The following is a 19,780-nucleotide window of genomic DNA, read 5'->3' as shown; positions in this document are numbered from 1 at the left end:
TCAGGATCGGGTGTCTTCCCCTCCTTCACTGTTCCCCAACCGTCACCGCCGTCATGTCTTTCATCTGGCACATCTGATGATAATTTTATTATAATATCATTACACTCATTATGGACCGAACGCCGGCCACGCACCGGATTCGCCGCAGACAGGATCACGCACTTCCATGCCATTAAACGGTCACCCCCTGCAATTCAACGATATTCAGGCGATTCTGCCTCATCGTTATCCCTGCCTGTTGGTCGATCGCGTGCTGCCCGCCGGCACCTGCATTGCCGAAGGCCGGCTGAGCGCCATCAAGAACATCACCGCCAATGAGCCGACGTTCTGGAACGGCCATGCGCACTTCGCCGGTTTTCCCGGCGTGCTGTTGGTGGAAGCGCTGGCGCAAAGCACCGGGCTGCTGGCGCATTATTATCTCGGGGCGTTGAATGAAGGGGAACATTACTACTTCGCTTCCATTCAGCGGGCGCGGTTTTATCGCGCCGCCCGTCCCGGCGACCAGGTGTTGATGGAGGTCGCCTTTGTACGCCGGCGGGGCGCGATCGCCCGCTTCACCGGCCGCGCCAGCATCGATGGCCGGCGCATTTGCACCGCCGATTTCATGTGCGCCCGTAAATAGGCCGCTTGCCAAAGGAAACCTGCGAATACCATGTCTCTGGTTGACAGCTTACTCAGAACCCTCGATTTTTCCCCGCGCGGCCAGGTGATCGCTCGCGAAACCGACGCCTGGGGCGAAATCATCGTTTCCGATCACAAGGACTACCGCACGCTGCGGTTTGACGGCATCTGCGAGCAAAGCAAGATGAGCCTCAGCAACCCCGCGCAGCCGATCCACAACTACATCAAAGCGATGCTGATGGCGGTGGCCTGGCAGCCGCCGACCTCGGCGCTGATCCTGGGGTTAGGCGGCGGCAGCTTGCTGCGTGCGCTGCACGCGCTCGATCCGGCCATGCGTCTGGACGTGGTTGAACTGCGCGCCGCGGTGATCGCCGTCGCGCGCCGCTATTTTACGCTGCCGGCCACCGACACCATCAGCCTGCGTACCGCCGACGCCATGGACTTTGTGCGCCCGCCCGCCGAGACGCGTTACGATCTGATTTTCTCCGATCTCTATTCGGCGTTCGCCATGGATCCGCAGCAAGGCACCCAGACATTCCTGGAAAACTGCGCCGCGCGGCTGAACGACGGGGGCTGGCTGGTGCTCAATTACCACGATCTGCCCGATGAAAACAGCCTGCTGTACCACAGCCTGCACCGGATATTCGGCACCGTATTATTTTGCGTCGCCCCCAGCGGCAACGTGATCATTTACGCCACGCCGGCGCAGGTGACGTTGCCGCTCAGCACGCTGCGCACGCTGGCCGCCGGCAGCGGCAGGCTGTTCAACTGCGAACTCGGCTACCTGTCACGCAAAATAGAACGGCTGCATTTCCGCTAAGAACGAGCGACGACGCGGTCTGGCTGGCCGCTTCGTCCACATGGTATTATCATTCAGTCATCATTCTCTGGAGGATCCTGATGGAAAAGAAAACGGCGCGGCTAACGGTGCTGATTGACCCGGACAAGAAGAAAGCCCTGGAAGAGCTGTGCCTGCAGCAGGACGTCACCCCTTCTCAGGTGGTGCGTCAGCTGATCCGCGATTATCTGCACAAGCATCAGGTGGATTATCCCAGCCAGCCGACCCACGCCAATCCGCGCGTCGAGAGCAATTGAACGGCAGCCTGCCCCGCGAACCGTGAAGCGCGCTACACCTGCGCGCGTCCCTAATCCGAATCCTCCACGGCGGTCTGTCCATCCTGCGATATCGCTGCTACTGTTTTAGGCGTTCATTATTCTCTCTTGGGGAAGGAAACGCGCCATGTTCAGCCATATTACCGTCGGCGTCAGCGATCTGGATGCCGCCGCCGCGTTCTACGACGCCATTCTGTTGCCATTGGGCTTACAACGGCGGGAAGTGACGCCGGACGGCGGCCCCGCCGCCCGCTGCTGGGTGATGCCAGGCCAAACGCTGCCGCGTTTTTACGCCTACCAACCCTTCGACAGACAGCCCGCCAGCGCCGGCAACGGCAGCATGCTGGCCTTCCTCGCCGCCGACGAGCTGGCGGTTAAACGCGCCTACGCCGCCGGTCTGCTGGCGGGCGGCAGCAGTGAAGGCGAGCCCGGCGAGCGCGCGCACTACGGCAAAGGCTATTTCGGCGCTTACCTGCGCGATCCCGACGGCAACAAGGTGCATGTGGTTTATCGGGGAGATCTCGCCTGATGAAATGCTCGGTTTACATCGCCACCAGCGTAGACGGATTCATTGCCGGCCCGGATGGCGACATCGACTGGCTGCTGCGGCCCGAATATGCGGTTTCGCTGCTCAATGGGTTGAGTTTTGAAGCGTTTGTCGCCGACATCGACGCGCTGATGATGGGCCGCCATACCTATGATAAAGTCCGCGCCTTTCCCGAGTGGCCCTATGGCGCACTGCCGGTGGTGGTGCTGTCGACGCAGCCGCCCGCGCCGCACGCAACGGGCCACGTTCGCTGGATGAATGGCGAACCGGCGGCCATCGTGGCGCAGTTGGCCGAACAAGGCTGCCGTCACCTGTATATCGACGGCGGCCAGACCGTGCAACGCTTCCTGCAGGCCGGCTTGATCGACGAACTGACGATTACGCGCGTGCCGCTGCTGCTGGGCGGCGGTATCCCCTTATTCGGCGCCGATGGCCAGGAGCAGCGCCTGCGCCTGCTTGCCGTCACTTCATCGGACAACGGTTTCGTGCAAGAACGCTACGCGGTTCAGCGCGCGCCGTAACGCAGCATCAGGCGGCGGCCGCCGAAGGCGATGAGCAACGCCGCCAATGCCAACAGCGCCGCCACGCCGTAGGTCACCCGCATGCCGTAAGCCGCGGCGGCCGCAGTGCCCGCGACCTGCTGCGAAGCCAGATAAAACAGCGCCCCCATCGCCGACGCGCCGGTGATCGCCCCAAGATTGCGCGACAGGTTCACCATGCCGGCGATCAGCCCGCGCCGTTCAGGAAACAGATCCTTCATCAGCATGGTGTTGTTGGCCACCTGAAACAGCGCATAGCCGGCGGTCAACAGCGCGATGGGGGCGATATAGCCGAGCACGCCCCAACGGTTAAACAGCGACAGCAACGCCGCGCCTGCGGCCACCGCCGTCAGCCCAAACTGGGCGATGCGCTGCGATCCGAAGCGATCCACCAGATAGCCGGCCGGTATGCCGGTCAGGATCGCCACCGCCGGTCCCGCCGACATCACCAGCCCGACCTGCGCGGCGCTTAAGCCCAGCGCCCGCGACAGATAGAACGGCCCGACCACCAGCGTGGCGGTCATCACCGTCATCACCAGCGCACTGGCCGCCAGCCCCGCCGTCAGGGCCGGATGGCGGAACATCGACGGCGCAAGCAGCGGCGATGCGGCGCGGCGTTCCACGCTGATAAACAGTGCCCCCGCCAACAGCGCCCCCAACATCAACGCCAGGTTAAGCGCGCCGAAGTCGCCGCGCCCGAGGGTCATCGCCAGCGAATAGCAGAGCAATGCGCCGCCCAGCAGCAACGTGCCGGCGCGATCGAACGGTTCCGCGCGCGTTGCCGCGCGCGGCCCATTAGGCAAGTATCGCCAGGCAAGCCACAGCGCCAGCAGCCCCAGCGGCAGGTTGATCAGGAACATCGCCCGCCAGCCGAAACCGGCGATCAGCGCGCCGCCCAACGACGGCCCCAGCGCGGTGCCCACGGCTGACATAGTGCCGAGCAGCCCCATCGCGCGGCCGATTTTTTCCTTCCCCAGAACCTCGCCCGCCAGCGCCATGGCGATCGACATCATGACTGCGCCCCCCAGCCCCTGCGCCAGGCGCGCCGCCAGCAACAGCCACAGTTGCGGAGCCAGCGCGCAAGCCAGCGAAGCGGCGGTAAACAGCGCAATGCCCGCCAGCAGCAGGCGGCGACGATTGAGGCTGTCGCCCAAACGGCCGATGCCGATAATGCAAGTGGTGACGGCCAGCAAATAGCAGAGCAACACCCACTGCACCGCCTGGAACGAGGCATGGAACGCAGTGGCGAGCGCCGGCAGCCCGACGTTGGCAATGCTGATGCCAAGCGATGACAGCAGCATGCTCAGAGAAAGAGCGGCCAGTATGCCGCGGACGCCTTGCGGCGAAGGGTGGGATAACATGATGAACACTCCTGACATAGACTGCGGGTAAGCCTATGTCAGGGGTTAGCATGGCGGAAGACGCATGGCATGCACTGTATCCATGCGCCTGACGCCTTATCTGACGCGAGCCGTTACCAGGCGGCGATTTCCGCCTCGGTGAGCGGCAACGGCTGAGTCACACCGGTTTCCGCCGCCAGGGTGGCCGCTTCCAGCACCGCCATCACTGCCAACGCCTGCGCCGCGGTAACCGGGTTGGCGCCTGCGCCGCGCAACGCATCGCGCACCTGGAAGTAATACTGGCGCTGATCGCCATCCGGCGTCGGCAGCGTACGCATCGGCTCCGTACCGATAAACAGGCTCATCGCGTCGTCGTCTTTGCCCCACTCCGCCGAGCCCGGCGTCACGCCGGCCAGCAGCTGGCTCTCCTGCCCGTCGGCGCGCGCTTTGACCACGCTGCCTTTCTCGCCGTGCACGGTAAAACGCGCCACGCCGCCCGCCACCAGCATGCTGCCGTGCAGGATCACGCGGTGCGTCGGATAGTTGAGCACCACGTGGGCCCAGTCGTTAATCTGCGCGTTGGGGCGCAACGTGGCGATGTTGGCCTGCACGCTGTGCGGCAAACCGAACAGCTGCAGCGCCTGATCGACCATGTGCGGCCCCAGATCGAACCACAGCCCGCTGCCTGGGAGGTTTTGTTCACGCCAGCGCACCCGTACTTCAGGGCGATAGCGGTCGATATGGGACTCAAAGTGCGTCACCTTACCGATCAGCCCCTGCTCGATCACCTGTTTCACCCCCAGGAAATCGCTGTCCCAGCGACGGTTCTGGAACACCGACAGCAGGCGGCCGTGCTTCTCCGCCGCGGCAATCAGCGCGCGCGCCTGCGCCAAATCCAGCGTAAACGGCTTATCCACCACCACGTGCTTGCCCGCCTCCAGCGCGGCCAGCGCCAGCGGCGCATGGGTGTCGTTCGGCGATGCGATCACCACCAAATCCACCTCCGGCCGGCGGATGGCCTCCAGCGGATCGGCGATCACCTGCGCGTGCGGCAGATCGGCATGTACCTTGGCGGCATCGCGCGAAGCCACCACGCTCAGTTCCAACCCCGGCACCGCGTTAATCAGCGGCGCGTGAAACGCCTTGCCGACAAAGCCGTAGCCAATCAGGGCCACCTGCAACGGTCGAGCGGTATCGTTCATCAGTGTTCTCCTCTAGCGGTCGTCGGCGACGACACAAAGTTCAATCAATGATTGTTCGTCCAGGTTGTCCCACGGGCGATCGGTAAACAGGCGTTGGATCTGCGCCAGATCCGCAACGTGATGCGGCTCGCAGCGATCCAGTTTCATATGGTCGGCCACCAGCCAGCGCTCGCCGCTGTTAGCCAGCATGGCGCGTTTGACCTCTGCATCGGCCTCTTCGCCGGCGCTCAGTCCCAGCTGAGGATGCACCGCGCAGGCGCCCAGCAAGGCGATATCCGCACGGTAGCGCGCCAGCAACGCCAGCGTGGCGCTGCCGGCGAACAGCCGCTGGCGCGCATCCCACTGGCCGCCGAGCAAGATCAGATTGATCTCCGGCCTGTCGCTCAGGCACTGCGCGATATCCAGCGAAGCGGTGATCACCGTCGCCGGGCCGCGCAACGCCTGCGCCACCGCCAACAGCGTACTGCCCGCATCCAGCATCAGGGTGCTGCCGGGCGGGATCTGCGCGGCCACCGCGCGGCCAAGCCGCTGCTTGACCTGCGGCAACAGCGCAGCGCGCGCCTGGCGCGGCATGCCGGACGGTTCGAGCGCTATCGCGCCGCCGTGATGTTTCTGCGCCAACCCCTGCCGCTCGAGATCGGCCAAGTCACGGCGCACGGTATCGACCGAAACACCGATGGCGCTGGCCAATTCCGCCACCGCCGCCTGCCCGCGTTCGCTGAGCAAATCCAGTAAATGGCGCTGTCGTGCCGCTTTGTGCATGGGTCATTTCCGCAGTAAAAAGCATAAAACGGCAATATACAGCAGATAACAGCATCAGAGAAGACGCATTTGCGCGCACAGGAGATCAAACATCTTTTCGCCGCCAGGACAATGATGGAGGCAGAACGCATAACAATCAGGAGAAAGGCATGAACATCGATCTGACGTTTGAAAACCTGAACGCGCGCGCCGTGCAATACAACGCCCGCGCGTCGGTGGAGGATTTTGACGCCTGCATGGCGGAATACGCCGCGCTGGCCCAGCGCGCCAAGGCACAGACGCCCGGCATTTACGATCTGCGTTACGGCATGAGTGCCGCCGAGCGCCTCGATCTGTTCCCGGCCTGCACGCAGCCCGCCCCGCTGCTGATCTTTATTCATGGCGGCTACTGGCATTCGCAGCGCAAAGAGGAAGCCTGTTCGATGGCCGCCGCGTTTGCCCAGCGCGGCGTGGCCGTCGCCACGCTGGAATACACGCTGGCGCCAGAAGCGACGCTGGCGGAGATCGTGCACGAGGTGCGCAGCGCCGTCGCCTGGCTTTATCATCACGGGGCGCCTTTCGGCATCGATCCGGCGCGCATTTTCGTCAGCGGCAGTTCGGCCGGCGGCCACCTGTGCGGCATGCTGATCGCCGACGGCTGGCAGCAACGCTATCGTCTGCCGCCCGATGCGATCAAAGGCGCGCTGGCGCTGAGTGGCCTCTACGATTTGCGCCCGCTGTGCGATATCTACATCAACGACTGGCTGCATCTGACGCCCGAACAGGCGCAAACCCTCAGCCCGCTGTTTCTGCTGCCGGAGAAAGACCATGCGCCGCAGATCCTGCTCGACGTCGGCCAGCGCGAAACGCAAGGGTTCAAAAACCAAACGCAGGCCTATTATGACGCCTGCCTGGCGCGCGGCCTCGACGTTCAGTTGCTGGCCGATCGCCACTGCAATCACTTTACGCTGGTCAACGAACTGGCCGATGCGGAAAGCGCGATGTTCCGGCAGGTGATGGCGATGATCGACGCAACGCAGCGGTAGCCTGCCGCTGCAACCGCAGCCTGGCGGCGATCGTTATCACCGCCAGCGCGGCGAACAAGGCTCCGCACAGCAGGCTGCCCTGTAGCCCCCACGCGGTGATGGACCAGCCGCCCGCCAGCGAGCCCAGCGCCACGCCCAGATTGATAAAGGCGATATACAGCCCGGTGGCGAACGCCGGCGCCTGCGGCGCTTCGGATGTCAACCAGACCTGCGTCACGATCAAACCGCTGGTGTGCGCCGCTCCCCAATACAGACAAAGCGCCGTCATCGAACCGATATTCGCGCTACCGTAGTGATACAGCAGCGCATAAGCCGCAATCAAGGCTAGCGGGTGCAGCAGCACCGTCAGCGCTCGATGGCGGCTCAACCCCTTGCCGGCCAACAGGTTGCCCGCGACACCGCCCACGCCGAACGCCACCAGAAGAAAGCCGATGACGCCGCCGCTGAGGCCGATTTCACGGCTGAGATATGCAGCCGCGTAAGCATAGACGGCGAACATGGCGGCAAAGATCAGCACGCAGGTGATGATATTCAGCCACAGCGTCCCGCTGCGCAGGATCATCAGCTGTTTGCCATAACTGAGGCGTTGAACGGCGACGTCGGGCAACCGCATCAGCAATCCCGCCGCTGCCAGGAGATTGACCCACGCACAGAACCGGAACGAGGCTTCATAGCTGAACTGCCCGGCGATCCATTGCGTCAACGGTATCCCCAACACCATGCCCATGCTGGTACCGATGAACGCATAGGCGGTTGCTTTGGTGGCCTGATGCGGCGGATAAAGCGCCGCGGCCGCCACCATGGCCAGCGAAAAATAGATCGGATGAAACAACGCCGGCACAATGCGCAGCAACATGAGCATGGCGAAGCTGTCCGTCTGAGCGGACAGCGCGCTGGCCGCCGCGAACACGGTCAACGCGATCAACAACATGCGTTTGCGATTGAATCGCGACGCCAGCAGCACCAACAGCGGCCCGAGCAGCGCGATGGTCAGGGCGAAGATCCCGACCAGCCAGCCGGCCTGCGCCGTGGAGATGCCATACCGCGCGATGATCTGCGGCAAAATGCCCACCACGCCAAACTCGATGCAGTAAACGCCGAACAGCCCCAGCGCGATGAAGAAAATCGGTGGCATCAGACGCATGACATCGCTCCCGTCGCGGCATAGACCGCCTGACAAATCTCGCCGACAAAGGCGCCGGACATGCCCTCGAGCGCCGTGTTGGTAAACGCCACCACGCTCAGTTGCCGGGCGGGATCGACGAACCACGAGTGGCCATAGGTGCCGCCCATTCGCCAGCTGCCAACGGACTCCGGCGTTTGCGCGGCGATGGGGTCTTTCAGTACGGTAATGCCGAGGCCGAAACCGCGCCCTGGCCAAAACGGCATCGGCAGATCGCCGATTTGGTTGGTGGTCAGCGCCGTCACCCATTCGGCCGGCAGCACCTGCCCGCCCCCCTGGCGCAACGTTTCCAGCAGGCGCAGGAAATCCTCCGCCGAACCGACCATGCCGGCGCCGCCGGAGGCGTAAGCCAACGGATCCAACGCTCGCGCCGGCGACAGATGAAAACCGGCGCTGCCATCGATAAAGGGTAAATGATCCGGTTGGCGCAAACGGCGCGGCTCGCCGGGATGATCGGCGTAAGCGGCCGCCAAACGTGCGGGATCCACCGCCAGGAAATCGGTATCCGTCATCGCCAGCGGCCCGGTCACCCATTTTTTTACTGCCTGCGCCAGCGGCAGGCCGCTCGCCTGTTCGATCGCCGCGCCCATGACATCGGTGGCGATGGAATAGCGCCACGCCGCGCCGGGCGGAGCCAGCAAAGGGGCGCAGGCAATACGCCGCACGTTCTCCTGCAGGCTGACAGACGCTTCATCCATGCCGTCGGAGACGCCCAACTGGGCATAGAATCCCCCTTCCGGCTGGAAAAAACGGTAGCTTAGTCCGGCGGTGTGGGTCATGAGATGCCGTAGCGTCATCAACGGAGTGGTGCCGTCCGCCAGCCGCGGGCGAAAATTCGGCAGCCAACGGGTGATCGGATCGTCTAACCGCATGGCGCCTTGCGCCATCAATGCCAGCGCCGCCGTGGACACGATCGGTTTGGATACCGAGGCCAGACGAAACAGCGTATTGAGCGCCATCGGCTTGCCCGCTTCGCGATCTGCCATGCCCGCCGCGCGGTGATAAACGATCTCACCGCCCTGCGCCACCAAAACGACCGCGCCAACCAATCGTTTTTCACGCAAGGCTTGCTCTATCGCGCCGTCAATCGCGTTGGCAGAGGATCCGTATTCATTCATTTTTATTACCCCAGGTAGTCAGCCCATGCTGTCGCCACCGAGCATAGAGCGTGGTGATTAACGAAAAAACAGGCTAGATTTCCTTTCATAGCGGACACTCAAGTCCGCAATGGGGCAAGCAATGGATAATCTGTCTGGGGTGAACGTCTTTGTGCAGGCCGCAGAGACGCTGAGTTTCGTAGAGGCCGGGCGCGTGCTCGGCATTTCCGCTTCCGCGGTGGGGAAAAGCATCGCCCGCCTGGAAAATCGGCTGGGCGCGAGTCTGTTCCACCGCAGCACGCGCAGCATGACGCTGACCGCCGAAGGCCGGCTGTTTCTGCACCGCTGCCAGCGCATTCTCGGGGAATTGGCGGCGGCGGAACGGGAAATCAGCGATACGCACAGCGCGCCGCGCGGCAAGCTGCGTGTCAGTTTGCCGCTGGTGGGCGACCTGCTGAATCCGGTGCTGGCGGAATTTGTCCGGCGTTACCCGGAGATTGAGCTGGAAACCGATTTTTCCGACCGTCGAGTCGCGGTGATCGAAGAAGGGTTCGATGCGGTGATCCGCGTGGGCGATACCGAGGACTCTCGCTTAATGAGCCGCCAACTGGGCACGTTTCACCTACAGCTGGTGGCGGCGCCAGAGTATCTGCGCCGAGCGGGAATACCCCGCCAGCCGGCAGAACTGCGCGATCACGCCTGCCTGTTATACAGATTCCCCACCACCGGCAAAATCGAGACCTGGCCGGTGGCGGGCGGAGATAAACTGCTCGACGAAGGCCTGGGCAAGCGCACGGTATGCAACACCGTCGACACGCTGATTTACCTGGTGGAACAGGGCCTGGGCATCGCCTGCTTGCCCGATTTCGCGGTGCGAGAGGCGCTGGAGCGACGGCGGCTCCAACCGGTGCTTGGCGACCACTGCCGACACAGTGGCAGTCTCAAAATTCTCTGGCCTTCAAGCAAACATCTTACACCGCGTCTCAGGGCATTTATCGACATCATGAGCGTTCGCCTTTTCTCGGCCTGAGTCCTCTATCGTGCTAGAGCAAATACAGCTTTGCTTTGCACAAAAATAGCTAAGGCGCAGCCTGCCGCGCCTGCCAGCAGCTCTGACGGCGGCGCAGTGCCGTCGTTATATTCCATTCAGAGATATGGAAGCGCCGTTCGTTCTTTCGGGACAACGAAAATCGCCACACAATACCTTTCACCCCGCACTCGTGCATAACCGTATATAAATTCAGGTGTTAACGCCTTGTCATTACCGATAACCGCCCAATTCGCCCATCTGATATTGAACAGCCAGCCGGATGAAAACGCCCTGTCAGCCGCTCGCCGCGGCGTGAAAGATTACTTCGCCTGCGCGCTGCCGATTGCCCGCGGGGCGTTGAGCGATGCCGGTCTGGCAGCGATCGGTAAGACGTTTCCGCCGAACGGCAGCGAGAACCGCGCACTGCGCTATGGCTATGTCAGCCACGCGTTGGACTTCGATGATTACCATCCTGCGCTGCGTGGCCATCCGAGCACCGTAGTGCTCTCGGCCCTGCTGGCGCTGAACGGCGAGAGTGACAATGTCACTGAGCTGTTAACCGCCTATGTCATCGGCGTAGAGGCCGCTGGCCGGCTGGGATTGGCCGCTGGCACGCAACATTACGTGCTGGGTTTTCACAGCACCGCCACCCTGGGCGCGGTCGCCGCCTGCGCCGCCGTGGCGCGTTATCTGCAGCTTGACCAGCGGCAGACGCAGATTGCTCTGGGCCTGGCGGCCACGCAGGCAGCGGGCCTGCGCAGCCAGTTCGGTTCGGCGGCCAAACCGCTGCACGCCGGGTTGGCGGCACGCAACGCGGTCAACGCTGCCCTTCTGGCTCAGGCCGGTTTCATCGGCCAACCGGAGGGCGTGCTGGACAGCCTGCTGACTTCCCACGGCGGCGGCCGGCAAAAACCGGAATGCCTGACCGCCGGCTGGGGTACGCCCTGGCGCATCCTGCAGCCGGGGCTGGAGTTCAAGCGGTACCCGACTTGCGGTGGCACTCACAGCGCGGCCGAGGCGGCGCTCGCCCTGCGCGCGCGGCTGCTGGCACAAGGCGACACCCTTGCGGAGATCGCACAGGTTGAGGTCAGTTTTCCGCCCGGCGCAGATACTGCGCCCTTTATTCGCCAACCGGCCACCGGTGTGGAAGCGCGCTTTAGCCTCGAATACGTCATTGCCGATGCGCTATACCACGGCGAGGTCCCGCTGACGCATTACGGCGAACAGCCTGTCGATGCGGCTATCGCCGCCCTGGCGGCAAAAGTTGAGCGCCATGCCGATCCCGCGGCCCCGCCGGACGCGCTCGATCCGGAGATGCGCTTCCATCGCCTGACCCTGACGCTGCAGGACGGGAGGCAAATAAGTGACATAGTCACAAGAAAGCAAACCGCCGCCCGGCCGACAGACCTCGACGCCAAGCTGCGCGCCATTCTGCAGCTGCTTCCGGGCCTCGAAGGCGAGAGCGTTATCCGCGACTGCGCGCTTATGTCCCCTGGCGCGCTGCCGCGACTGATTGCATTGTTAAATTAATAATAAAACAGGAATAATTATGAGTACTTCACCTTCAACACCATCGCGCCAACTCCGTCTCGGCCTGTTCGTTCAGGCGCTGGGGCACCACATCGGGGGATGGCGCGCAGAAGGCGCCAGCGGTTCACCGACCGATATCGACTGGTTCACCTGGATCGCAAAAAAAGCCGAAGAAGGCACCTTCGATATGTTCTTCGTCGGCGACGCGTTGGCAACCAGCGTGCACCGCCTGCCCTCGACGATGTCACGCCTGGAGCCGCTGACGCTGCTCGCGGCGCTGGCGGTCAACACCCGCCATATCGGGCTGGCGGCGACCGCCTCCACCACGTTCGATCAACCCTTCCACCTGGCACGCGCCATGGCCTCCATCGACCATATCAGCCACGGCCGCGCCGCCTGGAACGTCGTGACCTCTTTCTCCAGCGATGCGGCGCGCAACTTCAGCCGTGAAGATCTGCCGTCGCACGCCGAACGCTATGAAGTGGCGCGGGAATTCCTCGAAGCCAGCTACAAACTGTGGGACGGCTGGGAAAAAGACGCCATCGTGCGCGACAAGCAAAATGGCGTGTACGCCATCGACGAGAAAATCCACGCCGCCAACCATAAGGGCAAGCATTTCTCGGTGCAGGGCCCGCTGAACATTTCCCGCTCGCCGCAGGGACGGCCGGTGATCATTGAGGCCGGCTCTTCTCCGGCCGGTCAGCAGCTGGCGGCGGAAACCGCCGAAGTGGTGTTCACCGCCGCCGCCAGCCTGGAAGAAGGACAAGCTTTCTACCGCAGTCAGAAAAAATACGTGGCCGACGCCGGCCGCAACCCGGACCACCTGCTGATCCTGCCAGGTGTGATGCCGATTGTCGGGCGTACCAAAGAAGAAGCGCAGGAAACCTGGTATCAGCTGAATCAACTGGTGGATATCGATAACGGCATTGAGCAGCTGTCGGCGCGCTTTGGTTTCGATTTGAGCGATTATCCGCTGGACGGCCCGGTGCCGAACGTGGGCGCCACCGAAGGCGGCCAAAGCCGCGTGAAACTGCTGACCGATCTGGCCGCGCGGGAAAACCTGACGCTGCGTGAGCTGGCGGCCGTCGCGGCCGGTTCGCGCGGCCACCGCGTGGTGGTAGGCACCGCCGAAGAGATCGCCGACGACTTCCAGCTGTGGCTGGAACAGCAAGGCGCAGACGGCTTCAACATCATGCCGGCGGTATTGCCCAACCAGCTGGAACTGTTCGTCGAGCTGGTGATCCCGGAGCTGCGTCGCCGTGGCCTGTTCCGTGAAGAGTATCAGCATGCAACCCTGCGTGAAAACCTGGGTCTGCCGGAACCGGCAATCAACTTCGCTAACGTAAAATCGGCTTAATCCGCAGGGAAATCATGATGAAAACCACATTCAAACGCACCGTACTGTCCCTGCTGTTGGCTTCCTCCACGCTGGCGCCGTTGGCAGCCGGTCATGCCGCTGAAGGCGATGTTCCCTTCAAGGCGGCGGTGAAAGCTGCCGTCGATCCGGCGCTGCACGACAGCCTGCCTGAAGCGATCAAAAAGGCCGGCTATATCGTTGCCGGCACCAACCCGAACACCCCGCCGACCACCTTTTACCAGGCGGACAACAAAACGCTGGCCGGGCGTGAAATCGACGTGATGAGCGCGATTGCCGATCGCCTGGGCGTGGCGATCCACTGGAAGGACACCGGCGGCTTCGACAACATCATCCCCGGCCTGAAGTCCGGCCGTTATGACGTCGCGTTGGCCAACATTGACGCCAACAAAAAGCGCTTCCAGCAGGTGGACTTCGTCGGCTATTACAACGCTTCCAAGCTGGCCTTGATCGCCCGCAAAGACGCTGCGCTAGGCCCTTACACCGAGCTGGCGCAGCTGTGCGGCCAGACCGTCGGCGCCGGCGCAGGCACCTCGCAGATCACCCGCCTGCAGCAGGCCAGCGATCAATGCGTCGCCGCCGGCAAGCCGGCCATCACCATGCCGATCTTCCCGGACCGCCCGGCCGGGGTGCAAGCGGTGATCAGCGGCCGCGTACCGATGTTTTTCGGCCCGTATGAAGGGTTGCGCTACCAGGCCACCCACGTTAAACCGCTGACGCTGGCCGGTGATATCAACATTGACGGCACCACGGTGGCCATTGCCCTGCCGAAAGGCTCCGAACTGGTGAAACCGGTGCAGGCGGCGCTGAATTCTCTGATCGCCGACGGCAGTTACCAGAAAATCCTCGACGGCTGGGATATCGGTTTTGGTGCAGTGAAAACCGCCGGCATCAATGAAGAGATCGCCAAATGAGTGGGCAACCCCCTGTCGACGACGCGGAACTGAGCATCGTCGGCCATCGGCATTACGGGCGTTGGCTCAGCGCCCTGGTTGTGCTGTTGATCGTCGGCGTTATCATCAATTCCATGCTGCACAACCCGCGCTTTGAATGGGCGGTGGTGGCGGAAAACCTCACCGAGGCTTCCATCCTCAACGGCGTGCTCATGACGCTTAAGCTGACGGTGATTTCGGTAGTGTTCGGCTTCGCCGGTGGCGTGCTGCTGGCGCTGATGCGCCTGTCGGCCAATCCGGTATTGGTTGCGGTAAGCTGGTTCTACACCTGGTTCTTCCGTGCGGTGCCGATGCTGGTGCAGCTGTTCCTTTGGTACAACATCGCCGCGCTTTATCCGCGCATCAGCCTGTGGATCCCGTTTCTTGGCGAAGTCGCCAGCGCGCCGACCAATACCCTTATCAGCACCTTCAGCGCGGCGGTGATCGCGCTGGTGATGCATCAGTCGGCCTATGCGGCGGAGATCGTGCGCGCAGGCATCCAAAGCGTCGGCAGCGGCCAGCTGGAAGCCGCCAAAGCGCTGGGATACCGTCGTGGGCAAATCCTGTGGCGCGTGGTATTGCCGCAGGCGATGCGCACCATCCTGCCGCCGGCGGGCAATGAGGTGATCGGGCAGTTGAAAACCACCGCGGTGGTGTCGGTGATTGCCCTGCAGGACGTGCTGTATTCAGCGCAGATCATTTACCAACGCACCTACGAGGTCATCCCGCTGCTGCTGGTCGCCACCCTGTGGTATCTGGCCATGACTTCGATTCTGTCGATTGGCCAATACTACGTGGAGCGCTATTTTGGCCGCGGCACGCAGGCAACGCGCCGCGGCGGGTTCTTCCTCAACCGCAAAGCCCCTCAGGGAGGTGAACAATGAGCGCATCCATCCACATCAACCGGGTGCGGAAATCCTTTTCCGGCACCGACGTGTTGAAAAACATCAGCCTAACCATCCCGGCAGGCTCGGTGACGGTGATCCTCGGCCCTTCCGGCTCCGGCAAATCCACCCTGTTGCGCTGCATCAACCACCTGGAAAAGCTGGACGGCGGCACCATTCGCGTCGGCGAACAGCTGATCGGCTATCGTCAAAAAGGCCGGCATCTGTACGAGCTGAAAGAAGCCGAGGTGGCCGAACAGCGTAAAAGCATCGGCATGGTATTTCAGCAGTTCAACTTGTTTGCGCACCGCACCGTGTTGCAAAACGTCAGCGACGCGCCGCTGCGGGTGAAAAAGGAAAAAAAAGCCGAGGTGCAGGAACGGGCGAAGCAGCTGCTGGCCCGCGTCGGGCTGGAACATCGCATCAACGCCTGGCCGCGAGAACTGTCCGGCGGCCAGCAACAACGCGTCGCCATCGCCCGCGCGCTGGCGATGAACCCGCAGGTGTTACTGTTTGATGAACCGACCTCCGCCCTCGATCCTGAATTGGTTGGCGAAGTGCTGCAGGTGATGAAAGACTTGGCGCATTCGGGCATGACCATGGTGGTGGTCACGCACGAAATCGGCTTCGCCCGCGAAGTGGCCGACCAGATTGTCTTTATGGATCAGGGAAAGGTGGTTGAAACGGGCAGCGTGCAGCAGGTTCTGGATGCGCCGGGACATGAGAGGACGCGCAACTTCCTGGCGACGGTATTGTAGTCCTGCGTCAGGGGGCGTTGCGTCCCCTGACGTTCAAATTCAGCCGTTATTTTTGCGGCCGATAGCGGAAAAGACGTTGAACACTTCACCCAAGCCGTAAATCGCGCCGAGCAAGACGGCCACCATTACCGGCACCAGGACCACCACGGTGGCCAAGCTTTCAAGCATTTCTAACATCGTTCTCTCCTGGTTTATAAGCACAGCGAATCTGCGCCGGAAGAAAAGGTTTCCGGCCAATCGATCGATTATCGTGGGGAGGCAGTCTAAAACGTGAGCCACATCACACTTGATGCGAGCTAATGTAACTTACACAATTACATTAACGCAATGCAAAAAATGCTCTGCGGGAAGACGGAATTGGCGTGGGTTTTTATTGCGTATCCGCTTGATATTGCGCTGAACAAGGGACAAAAGGATAGCCGGCTTGCCGCTCGACCTGCCCGGCCATTTCGGCGATGCTGGTTTGCGCCAGGCTGGCCTCCAGAGCGTGACCAACGCGCGCAAACTCTTGCTCCAGCACCGGGGTAATCGCGTGGCCGATATAACACGCATCGTTAGGCCGGGCGCGGTGCAGCATGAAATAGGGTTGATCCTCCACCGCGCGATACACGTCCAGCAGCGAGATCGCTTCTGCCGGCCGCGCCAGCAGCGCCCCGCCGCCTTGCCCCATCTGCGAATAGGTCAGCCCGGCCTCCGCCAGCGCGCCGAGGATCCGCCGCACCACCGTCGGGTTGGTGTTGACGCTGCGCGCGATATCTTCGGAACGCACCGTCTGGCCACGACACAGCGTGATGTTGGTCAGGATATGGATGGCAACGGCAAATCGCGTAGAGGTAGACACCTTGGCACCTGCTCAGAGTTTCGTTTATGTCGGATTAAAACATAAGGAAAGCGTATCAGTTTCCAGTAATACACATAATGAGTAGGGATAAGCGGAATGTCAACCTGCCCCCGCCCGGCGGCGGCGGCGGCAGGTCAGGCTTCAGTACTGATTTCTGTCACTTTGTCGGGATAAAATGCCAGATAATCCTTGATCGCCACCACGGCGTTGTAAGGCATTTCATAGCTCCAGGCCGTATTGGCCCCCTGTGCGCCGTTCAGCGCGAAGGTGAAATAACTGCAGTCGCCCTTATACGGGCAGTAGCTGACGTGCTCGTTTTTCTGCAACAGCACCATCTTCACATCCTCACGCGGAAAGTAAAACACCGGCGGATAGGTGGCTTCCTGCAGGATGAGCGCATTGCGACTGTCGGCCAGGGTTTTCCCGGCAGCACGCACCACGACCCGCGTCGGATGACGAGTCAAGGTGATCGGGTGATCCGGGCCGGGGATTTTCACCGGTTTGCCGGACGCGGAAACGAGATCGGACATGGCGGCCTCCAGAGTGTGTGCCCCGCCCCCGCGAGGCGTCTTCCCAGTATAGACCAGCGGTTTTGTCGGTGGCCGCACATTCGGCGAGCAATCGCTTTTCACCGCCGCAAAATTAAGAATTTTTACCTGTTCGATTTTCTTTCGGAGGAATACATTCATCCCAACTTCTACCGGTGGGTTAATCGGATTATTTTTAATCCATTAATCAGCCAATTTACCAGGAACTCATTATGAATATTAAACGTGCCGCAGGTGTGTTGGTGGTGGTGATGGCAACGCTTTCCGTTACCGCATGTGGGCATATGTCCAATCGCGATCGCAACACGGCGATCGGCGCGGGCGTCGGCGCGGTCGGCGGCGCAGTGCTGACCGACGGCAGCACGCTGGGCACCCTCGGCGGCGCAGCGCTGGGCGGCATTATCGGCCACCAGACCAGCCGTTAATCCTCCCGTTAAAATAATCTCTGCAGGGCGGCGCTTTTTTAATCCATAAGCGCCGGCCTGTTTTTATTTATCGAAATAACGTCCCTCAGCACAGGGAAATAATGAATAACATTAAGCGCAGCTTTATTATTCATTAACCCGCGTCAGGGTGATTTATTGCACCGGCAGCCTGAAGCGCGCCATCGCTTTATCCAATCGTTCCGACTCCCCCTGCAGCAACTGCGAAGCCTCGGTCACCGCGCTCACCACGGCGCCGGTTTGCTGCGCCACCTGATTCAGCGCGGTGATGCGCGCCGTCACGTCCTGGATGCTCTCCCCTTGATTGAACGACGCCAGCGAGATTTCCCCCATCAGCGCACTGCATTTGTTCACCAGATCGATAATTTTGCGCAGGTTGCCCGTCAGCCGTTCGACCGCCTGCGAACCTTGATCGATTTGCTGCAATGAGCGGCCGATCAACTGCTGAATATCGCGCGTCGAATGGCTGCTCTTTTGCGCCAGCAAGCCCACTTCTTTAGCCACGATGGCGAAACCGCGGCCGTGAACGCCGGCGTGCGCGGCCTCGATCGCCGCATTCAACGCCAGAATATGGGTCTGAAACGCCACGCTGTCGATCAGCGCGACAATGCCGCGCATCTCGGCCGATTGGTTGACGATCCCGAGCATCGAAACATTGACGGTTTGCATCATCTGCTCACCGGCGCCGGCGCACTGCCGGGCCTGTTCGGTTCGTTGGCTGGCCTGCTGCGCGTATTGGCCGTTTTCTTCCACCCGCGCCGCCAACTGCTGCACGTGCTCGGTCGCCAACTGCAGTTCCCTGTCCTGCTTTGCCGACTGTGCCGTCAACTGTCGATTGCCGTCCGCCAGCCGCTCGACGCCGTTCAGGATCCCGCTCGCCGCATCGCGCACCTCGCTTACCAGGCGCTGCAGACCGCCCTGCATGTGGCCAATGCTGGTTTGTAGCTGACGCATCTCGCGGTTCAACGCCCGCTCAGGCGGCAGCGGCCGCGAAAGATCGCCGGCGGCCAGCACGTTGAGGTGGACAATTGCCCGCTGCAGCGGTGCTATCACCCAGCGGGCGACGCCGAACCACACCCCCACGGCGATCAGCACCAGCGCGGCCAATGCGCCAAGCGCAAAGGTATTGGCCTGCTCCAGCGCCGCCAATTGCCGCACGTTGACGTCATTGCCATGCTGTTCGTTCAGCGCCTGATAAGCGAGGTACTTTTCGTTGAAATCCGCCTGAAACGCCTGGATCGGCACGGCGAAAAACGCATCGATGCTGGCGCTGCTTTGCAACCCTTGCGCCTGTTCCTTCAGACCGTCATAGAACAGGCGATAACTGTCTTTCAGGGCGCCCGCCGCTTCGGGCGCGGCCGCGCTCAAGCGCTCGAACCGGGCAAAGGCCTGCTTTGAAGTCTCCAACGCCGCCAACGATTCATCCAGCAGGCTATGCCAACTGCCGTCGGAGCCGGTGACTTTGTCCTGCAGATAATAGATGCCCGCACGGTTCAGGGTGTCGCTGGCCGTCAGCAGCGACAGTCTGGCGCGATCCATCGTCGCCTGCTGGCGATGCAACCCGTCTCCCGTCACCAGGTTAACCTTGGCGTCGTGCAGAATAGTGGAAATAAATACGGTGGAAAACAATTGCAGCAGAGAAAATAGCGCAATAACGCAAATTACGCCGCCTAATAAGCCCATGCTCTTGCCGATGCCAAACGCGTGCGGCAGCGCTGCCGCAGGTTTTACCCGGCGGCCAAGTGTCAGTTTCATGTTCATGATTTTTAGCCAGTAATGCCAGAATGCCGCGAGTCTAACGCGCATTTATGACACGACTATTTCAGCCTGCTTTGTGTCGCCCCCGCAAACCAGGGCGACCCAATAATCGGAATTTCTCGTCAACGCTCATTTTTATTTCTTGACTTGTTCAATACCGGATTTATAGTTTTCCCATTAAACAAGAAACAAAGTTTCATATATTAACCGGAAATGAATTTAATATATGAAACGCACAATGAAACGTCTCAA

22 protein-coding genes are annotated in these 19,780 nt (G+C 61.7%); 13 read left to right on the top strand and 9 right to left on the bottom strand.

Annotation, left to right across the window (positions count from 1 at the left end; genetic code table 11):
* Positions 1–166: 166 nt before the first annotated feature.
* The 5 genes from fabZ (at position 167) to ACJ8QF_RS07685 (ending at position 2,802) form a co-directional block, all read left to right on the top strand.
* A complete protein-coding gene (gene fabZ, locus ACJ8QF_RS07705; RefSeq protein ID WP_004928563.1) occupies positions 167–622 on the top strand; it encodes a 3-hydroxyacyl-ACP dehydratase FabZ in 456 nt (151 codons plus the stop codon).
* Between the two features lie 30 nt (positions 623–652).
* Complete coding sequence (locus tag ACJ8QF_RS07700; RefSeq protein ID WP_442537424.1) at positions 653–1,441, top strand: spermidine synthase; 789 nt, start codon at positions 653–655, stop codon at positions 1,439–1,441.
* Positions 1,442–1,521: 80 nt separating this feature from the next.
* Entirely contained in the window at positions 1,522–1,716 is a 195-nt protein-coding gene (locus ACJ8QF_RS07695; protein ID WP_004928567.1) for a ribbon-helix-helix protein, CopG family, read from the top strand.
* Between the two features lie 145 nt (positions 1,717–1,861).
* Positions 1,862–2,263, top strand: a complete 402-nt coding sequence (locus ACJ8QF_RS07690) for a VOC family protein (RefSeq protein WP_015377846.1) — start codon at positions 1,862–1,864, stop codon at positions 2,261–2,263.
* Entirely contained in the window at positions 2,263–2,802 is a 540-nt protein-coding gene (locus ACJ8QF_RS07685) for a dihydrofolate reductase family protein (protein WP_442537423.1), read from the top strand. The genes ACJ8QF_RS07690 and ACJ8QF_RS07685 overlap by 1 nt, the downstream gene beginning before the upstream one ends.
* On the opposite strand, the gene ACJ8QF_RS07680 is transcribed toward ACJ8QF_RS07685, so the two are convergent.
* The 3 genes from ACJ8QF_RS07680 to ACJ8QF_RS07670 form a co-directional block, all read right to left on the bottom strand.
* Positions 2,787–4,181, bottom strand: coding sequence for an MFS transporter (locus ACJ8QF_RS07680; RefSeq protein WP_442537422.1), 1,395 nt, complete (start codon positions 4,179–4,181; stop codon positions 2,787–2,789). The genes ACJ8QF_RS07685 and ACJ8QF_RS07680 overlap by 16 nt on opposite strands.
* A gap of 113 nt (positions 4,182–4,294) precedes the next feature.
* A complete protein-coding gene (locus tag ACJ8QF_RS07675; RefSeq protein WP_004940680.1) occupies positions 4,295–5,362 on the bottom strand; it encodes an oxidoreductase in 1,068 nt (355 codons plus the stop codon).
* A gap of 12 nt (positions 5,363–5,374) precedes the next feature.
* Entirely contained in the window at positions 5,375–6,124 is a 750-nt protein-coding gene (locus ACJ8QF_RS07670; protein ID WP_033645883.1) for a DeoR/GlpR family DNA-binding transcription regulator, read from the bottom strand.
* A gap of 149 nt (positions 6,125–6,273) precedes the next feature.
* Here ACJ8QF_RS07670 and ACJ8QF_RS07665 point away from each other — a divergent pair, with 149 nt between their 5' ends.
* Complete coding sequence (locus ACJ8QF_RS07665) at positions 6,274–7,149, top strand: alpha/beta hydrolase (RefSeq protein WP_049188846.1); 876 nt, start codon at positions 6,274–6,276, stop codon at positions 7,147–7,149.
* On the opposite strand, the gene ACJ8QF_RS07660 is transcribed toward ACJ8QF_RS07665, so the two are convergent.
* Both ACJ8QF_RS07660 and ACJ8QF_RS07655 read right to left on the bottom strand, forming a co-directional pair.
* Positions 7,076–8,293, bottom strand: coding sequence for an MFS transporter (locus ACJ8QF_RS07660; RefSeq protein ID WP_154870421.1), 1,218 nt, complete (start codon positions 8,291–8,293; stop codon positions 7,076–7,078). The genes ACJ8QF_RS07665 and ACJ8QF_RS07660 overlap by 74 nt on opposite strands.
* The gene (locus tag ACJ8QF_RS07655; RefSeq protein WP_442537421.1) at positions 8,284–9,450 is read right to left on the bottom strand and encodes a serine hydrolase domain-containing protein; all 1,167 of its coding nucleotides are present in this window, start codon (positions 9,448–9,450) and stop codon (positions 8,284–8,286) included. Before ACJ8QF_RS07655 ends, ACJ8QF_RS07660 begins: the two co-directional genes overlap by 10 nt.
* A 121-nt stretch (positions 9,451–9,571) precedes the next feature.
* On the opposite strand from ACJ8QF_RS07655, the gene ACJ8QF_RS07650 reads away from it, so the two are divergent.
* From ACJ8QF_RS07650 to ACJ8QF_RS07625, 6 genes are all read left to right on the top strand, one after another.
* Positions 9,572–10,459, top strand: a complete 888-nt coding sequence (locus tag ACJ8QF_RS07650) for a LysR family transcriptional regulator (RefSeq protein ID WP_442537420.1) — start codon at positions 9,572–9,574, stop codon at positions 10,457–10,459.
* Positions 10,460–10,684: 225 nt separating this feature from the next.
* Positions 10,685–11,989 (top strand): MmgE/PrpD family protein, encoded by a 1,305-nt coding sequence (locus tag ACJ8QF_RS07645; RefSeq protein WP_286094139.1) that lies wholly within the window; start codon positions 10,685–10,687, stop codon positions 11,987–11,989.
* 19 nt (positions 11,990–12,008) lie between these two features.
* On the top strand, positions 12,009–13,346 hold the full coding sequence (locus ACJ8QF_RS07640) for an LLM class flavin-dependent oxidoreductase (protein ID WP_048795820.1): 1,338 nt from the start codon (positions 12,009–12,011) through the stop codon (positions 13,344–13,346).
* Between the two features lie 17 nt (positions 13,347–13,363).
* Complete coding sequence (locus ACJ8QF_RS07635; protein WP_049188854.1) at positions 13,364–14,278, top strand: ABC transporter substrate-binding protein; 915 nt, start codon at positions 13,364–13,366, stop codon at positions 14,276–14,278.
* Positions 14,275–15,180 carry an amino acid ABC transporter permease gene (locus ACJ8QF_RS07630; RefSeq protein WP_004940691.1) on the top strand — a complete coding sequence of 302 codons (906 nt, stop codon included), beginning with the start codon at positions 14,275–14,277 and terminating at the stop codon, positions 15,178–15,180. Before ACJ8QF_RS07635 ends, ACJ8QF_RS07630 begins: the two co-directional genes overlap by 4 nt.
* Complete coding sequence (locus tag ACJ8QF_RS07625) at positions 15,177–15,938, top strand: amino acid ABC transporter ATP-binding protein (protein ID WP_004940693.1); 762 nt, start codon at positions 15,177–15,179, stop codon at positions 15,936–15,938. The genes ACJ8QF_RS07630 and ACJ8QF_RS07625 overlap by 4 nt, the downstream gene beginning before the upstream one ends.
* A gap of 39 nt (positions 15,939–15,977) precedes the next feature.
* Here ACJ8QF_RS07625 and ACJ8QF_RS07620 read toward each other — a convergent pair whose 3' ends face one another.
* The 3 genes from ACJ8QF_RS07620 to ACJ8QF_RS07610 form a co-directional block, all read right to left on the bottom strand.
* On the bottom strand, positions 15,978–16,115 hold the full coding sequence (locus ACJ8QF_RS07620; protein ID WP_004940695.1) for an AcrZ family multidrug efflux pump-associated protein: 138 nt from the start codon (positions 16,113–16,115) through the stop codon (positions 15,978–15,980).
* A gap of 193 nt (positions 16,116–16,308) precedes the next feature.
* Positions 16,309–16,779: an Rrf2 family transcriptional regulator gene (locus ACJ8QF_RS07615; protein ID WP_004940698.1), complete on the bottom strand. Its 471-nt coding sequence runs from the start codon at positions 16,777–16,779 to the stop codon at positions 16,309–16,311.
* A gap of 134 nt (positions 16,780–16,913) precedes the next feature.
* Positions 16,914–17,309, bottom strand: a complete 396-nt coding sequence (locus tag ACJ8QF_RS07610; RefSeq protein WP_440484152.1) for a DUF427 domain-containing protein — start codon at positions 17,307–17,309, stop codon at positions 16,914–16,916.
* Positions 17,310–17,539: 230 nt separating this feature from the next.
* On the opposite strand from ACJ8QF_RS07610, the gene osmB reads away from it, so the two are divergent.
* Positions 17,540–17,752, top strand: coding sequence for an osmotically-inducible lipoprotein OsmB (gene osmB / locus ACJ8QF_RS07605; RefSeq protein WP_004940700.1), 213 nt, complete (start codon positions 17,540–17,542; stop codon positions 17,750–17,752).
* 153 nt (positions 17,753–17,905) lie between these two features.
* Here the strand turns inward: osmB and ACJ8QF_RS07600 are convergent, their stop codons facing one another.
* Complete coding sequence (locus tag ACJ8QF_RS07600) at positions 17,906–19,531, bottom strand: methyl-accepting chemotaxis protein (protein ID WP_442537419.1); 1,626 nt, start codon at positions 19,529–19,531, stop codon at positions 17,906–17,908.
* Between the last annotated feature and the right edge of the window lie 249 nt (positions 19,532–19,780).

This window comes from Serratia sp. CY81684, assembly GCF_052166595.1.
Lineage (GTDB): Bacteria > Pseudomonadota > Gammaproteobacteria > Enterobacterales > Enterobacteriaceae > Serratia > Serratia nematodiphila.
Note: the sequence above shows the minus strand (reverse complement) of the source record. Positions and strands in the feature narration are given on the sequence as shown.

Excerpts from the sequence above, each read along its gene's own strand:
- ACJ8QF_RS07690 (WP_015377846.1), top strand. The coding sequence starts at position 1,862 with ATGTTCAGCCATATTACCGTCGGCGTCAGCGATCTGGATGCCGCCGCC.
- ACJ8QF_RS07695 (WP_004928567.1), top strand. The coding sequence starts at position 1,522 with ATGGAAAAGAAAACGGCGCGGCTAACGGTGCTGATTGACCCGGACAAG.
- ACJ8QF_RS07635 (WP_049188854.1), top strand. The coding sequence starts at position 13,364 with ATGAAAACCACATTCAAACGCACCGTACTGTCCCTGCTGTTGGCTTCC.
- ACJ8QF_RS07625 (WP_004940693.1), top strand. The coding sequence starts at position 15,177 with ATGAGCGCATCCATCCACATCAACCGGGTGCGGAAATCCTTTTCCGGC.
- osmB (WP_004940700.1), top strand. The coding sequence starts at position 17,540 with ATGAATATTAAACGTGCCGCAGGTGTGTTGGTGGTGGTGATGGCAACG.
- ACJ8QF_RS07660 (WP_154870421.1), bottom strand. The coding sequence starts at position 8,293 with ATGCGTCTGATGCCACCGATTTTCTTCATCGCGCTGGGGCTGTTCGGC.
- ACJ8QF_RS07620 (WP_004940695.1), bottom strand. The coding sequence starts at position 16,115 with ATGTTAGAAATGCTTGAAAGCTTGGCCACCGTGGTGGTCCTGGTGCCG.
- ACJ8QF_RS07670 (WP_033645883.1), bottom strand. The coding sequence starts at position 6,124 with ATGCACAAAGCGGCACGACAGCGCCATTTACTGGATTTGCTCAGCGAA.
- ACJ8QF_RS07665 (WP_049188846.1), top strand. The coding sequence starts at position 6,274 with ATGAACATCGATCTGACGTTTGAAAACCTGAACGCGCGCGCCGTGCAA.
- ACJ8QF_RS07610 (WP_440484152.1), bottom strand. The coding sequence starts at position 17,309 with ATGTCCGATCTCGTTTCCGCGTCCGGCAAACCGGTGAAAATCCCCGGC.
- ACJ8QF_RS07700 (WP_442537424.1), top strand. The coding sequence starts at position 653 with ATGTCTCTGGTTGACAGCTTACTCAGAACCCTCGATTTTTCCCCGCGC.
- fabZ (WP_004928563.1), top strand. The coding sequence starts at position 167 with ATGCCATTAAACGGTCACCCCCTGCAATTCAACGATATTCAGGCGATT.
- ACJ8QF_RS07685 (WP_442537423.1), top strand. The coding sequence starts at position 2,263 with ATGAAATGCTCGGTTTACATCGCCACCAGCGTAGACGGATTCATTGCC.
- ACJ8QF_RS07680 (WP_442537422.1), bottom strand. The coding sequence starts at position 4,181 with ATGTTATCCCACCCTTCGCCGCAAGGCGTCCGCGGCATACTGGCCGCT.
- ACJ8QF_RS07675 (WP_004940680.1), bottom strand. The coding sequence starts at position 5,362 with ATGAACGATACCGCTCGACCGTTGCAGGTGGCCCTGATTGGCTACGGC.
- ACJ8QF_RS07650 (WP_442537420.1), top strand. The coding sequence starts at position 9,572 with ATGGATAATCTGTCTGGGGTGAACGTCTTTGTGCAGGCCGCAGAGACG.
- ACJ8QF_RS07655 (WP_442537421.1), bottom strand. The coding sequence starts at position 9,450 with ATGAATGAATACGGATCCTCTGCCAACGCGATTGACGGCGCGATAGAG.
- ACJ8QF_RS07640 (WP_048795820.1), top strand. The coding sequence starts at position 12,009 with ATGAGTACTTCACCTTCAACACCATCGCGCCAACTCCGTCTCGGCCTG.
- ACJ8QF_RS07630 (WP_004940691.1), top strand. The coding sequence starts at position 14,275 with ATGAGTGGGCAACCCCCTGTCGACGACGCGGAACTGAGCATCGTCGGC.
- ACJ8QF_RS07600 (WP_442537419.1), bottom strand. The coding sequence starts at position 19,531 with ATGAACATGAAACTGACACTTGGCCGCCGGGTAAAACCTGCGGCAGCG.